3 protein-coding genes and 1 pseudogene are annotated in these 2,648 nt (G+C 74.0%); all 4 read left to right on the top strand.

What is annotated here, in order from left to right:
- Positions 1-253: 253 nt before the first annotated feature.
- Positions 254-520: pseudogene (locus tag ACWJ6R_RS34265) on the top strand (aldo/keto reductase); the annotation flags it as partial.
- A gap of 59 nt (positions 521-579) precedes the next feature.
- Complete coding sequence (locus tag ACWJ6R_RS34260) at positions 580-1,110, top strand: aldo/keto reductase (protein ID WP_449066192.1); 531 nt, start codon at positions 580-582, stop codon at positions 1,108-1,110.
- Positions 1,111-1,315: 205 nt separating this feature from the next.
- Entirely contained in the window at positions 1,316-1,555 is a 240-nt protein-coding gene (locus ACWJ6R_RS34255) for a hypothetical protein (RefSeq protein WP_449066191.1), read from the top strand.
- Positions 1,522-2,460: a DUF7825 domain-containing protein gene (locus tag ACWJ6R_RS34250; RefSeq protein WP_449066190.1), complete on the top strand. Its 939-nt coding sequence runs from the start codon at positions 1,522-1,524 to the stop codon at positions 2,458-2,460. Before ACWJ6R_RS34255 ends, ACWJ6R_RS34250 begins: the two co-directional genes overlap by 34 nt.
- The last annotated feature ends 188 nt before the right edge of the window (positions 2,461-2,648 follow it).

The raw sequence follows: 2,648 nt of genomic DNA, 5'->3' as shown, positions 1-2,648 counted from the left end.
GATACGGCGGTTACGGCAAGCACAAGAACAACTACGGCGGTTACGGCAACTACGGTTACGGCAACTACGGGAAGCACAAGCACCACGGGCGTCGCTGAGGCGAACCGATGACGGCCCCGTCACGCGGCCAGAGCCGGTCCCGGGCCCGTCATACGGGCGGGAGCCGGACCGGGAGGAGGGATTCCGGGCCGCGGACCGGACCGGCGTGTGGACGGGGCCGGTCCTTGACCTGGAGCGGACTCCAGGCCGCAGGATGGGCCGCATGGAGAAACGCACGATCGGAAACCTCGGCGTCGGCGCGATCGGGCTCGGCGCCATGCCGATGTCGGTGGCCGGGCACATGCCCGACGAGGCCCAGTCCATCAGGACCGTCCACGCCGCGCTCGACGCGGGTGTCACCCTGGTCGACACCGCCGACGCCTACACCCCGTCCTCGGACGACGTCGGTCACAACGAGCGGTTGGTGGCCAAGGCGCTGAGACTGTGGCCGGGTGACCGCGACGCGGTCCTGGTCGCCACCAAGGGCGGGCACACGCGCACCCCCGGGGCGGCTGGGGGGTCAACGGGCACCCCGACCACCTGCGTCAGGCGTGCGAGCGGTCGCTCAAGGCGCTCGGGGTCGAGGCGATCGGGCTCTACCAGCACCACCGGCCCGACCCCGCGGTGCCGTACGAGGAGACCATCGGCGCGCTGCGCGATCTGCTCGACGAGGGGAGGATCCGGCTGGCCGGGATCTCCAACGCGAACCCGGCTCAGATCCGGACGGCCCACGAGATCCTCGGCGGGCGGCTGGCGAGCGTGCAGAACGAGTACTCGCCGCGGTTCCGGAGCAGCGAGCCGGAGATCGACGTCTGCGCCGAACTGGGGGTGGCCTTCCTGCCCTGGTCGCCGCTGGGCGGCATGTCGTCGGCGGCCGGGCTCGGCGGGCCGTTCGCCGAGGTGGCGGCCGCGCGGGGCGTCTCACCCCAGCAGGTCTGCCTCGCCTGGGAACTGGCCAGGAGCCCCGTCGTGATCCCGATCCCCGGAGCCAGCCGCCCGGAGAGCATCCTCGACTCGGTGCGTGCCGCCGAGCTGGAGCTGAGCGAGGAGGAACTGGCCGCCCTGGGCTGATGGCCTGCCCTGTGCGGGGGAACCGGTCGAACGGGGCCGAAGGCCTGCTGTGTGGCCCTTTCTCCTGGATCGCCCAGATGTGGTTCCCGGAGTGTCGTGTGCGGCCCCCGGAGTGTCGGGCGTGGTTCCCGGACTGTCGCGTGCGCGACCCCCGGCTGTCGTAGGTGATCGATAACGTCCCGGCCATGTCTGCGGAGGTGGCGGGATGAATCCCTGGCACGAGGTGGTCGAGCGCATCGAGGACCGGGACGACGAAGGGCTGGCGGGGTTCCTCGCCTCGCTCGGTGAGCTGGGCAGGCGGGCGGTGGCCGTGCAGCTCCCCGGTCACCTGGCCGAACGTCTCTTCGGGGAGGTGGACGACCGCTGGCGGGTGATGGAGCAGGCGGCCGGATCTGGGACCGGTGGGAAATCGTGCCCGGCTGGACGCTGGCGGCCGGGCTGGTGACCGAGACCGGAATCGAACCGCCCGGCAACGACGCGTTCACCGTCGGATGGGCATGGCGGCTGGCGGCGGGGCAGTGGTGGCACTGGCGCGCCGTGCCGCCGCACGAGGATCCGCTGCTGGACGTGATGATCCCCCGGATCTTCCACGCCCAGGGCGTCGCCGCCGCGCTGGGCTGGAGTGAGCGCAGCAACTCCGGCACCTCCGCCGCCGCGCTCCTGGCCTCCCTGGCGGCCGAGGGCCGGACCGTGGAGCCGCTGGCCGGATACCTCGGGTACTCCCGGGACACGGACTGGTGGCCGGCCGTCATGCCGTCCCATCCGGAGGTCGTGGCCGCGCACCTGCTGGAGTGCCTTCCCCTGTTCGTCGAGAGCACCGACGGCCGGTTCCGGGCGCTCTCCACGCTGGTCCACGGTGACGGCCCCGTCGGTGCGGCCACCGCGAACGCCATCGTCCTCGGTCTGGGCCACAGGCTCCCCGCCCAGCGGGCGGTGGTGCTCGACGCGATGATCACGTTGACCGCGCGCGGGCGGCTGCCCGTGCCGGAGCTCGGCCGGGCGCTCGGGCGGTTGGTCCGTGCGGGCCTGGTGAAGCTCAGCAGGGCCGTCGCGGCGCTGGAGAGCGCCGTGTCCGCCGGGATGCACGCGGAGGTGTGGCGGATCCTCGCCGGGGCCCTCCCCGAACTGCTTCCGGACATGGGGGAGCGGCCCCGTGCGGGGCTGGGCGGGCTGCTCGGGGTGGCGGTGAGAGCGGCCTCCCTCACCGGGTCCGTCGAGGACTCCCTCACCGGCCTCACCGGAGAGGGGGCCCGGCCGGAGGTTCCCGGGCTCGCCGCCGTCGTGGAGCGCGGCGGGACGAGCGCGGTGGTGCGTGAGGCCCGCCGCCTGCAGAGGCTGGTCGCGGGCTGAACGGCCGCCGGGCCGCGCGGATCGCTCCGCGCGGCCGGCGGTGGTGCCGGTGGCGGTGTCCGTGGTGGCGGCGCCGGTTTCTCCGGGGCGTCCACGACGCGGGGCGGGACGCTCCGACGGCCCCGGACACGGGGCGGGTCCGTCCGGTCGGCGGAGGGCGGAGGGCCCGGGACGGGGACCCCGGCGGG

The sequence above is a fragment of the Planomonospora algeriensis genome (assembly GCF_977012225.1).
This window is presented reverse-complemented; position numbering and strand designations above follow the sequence as displayed.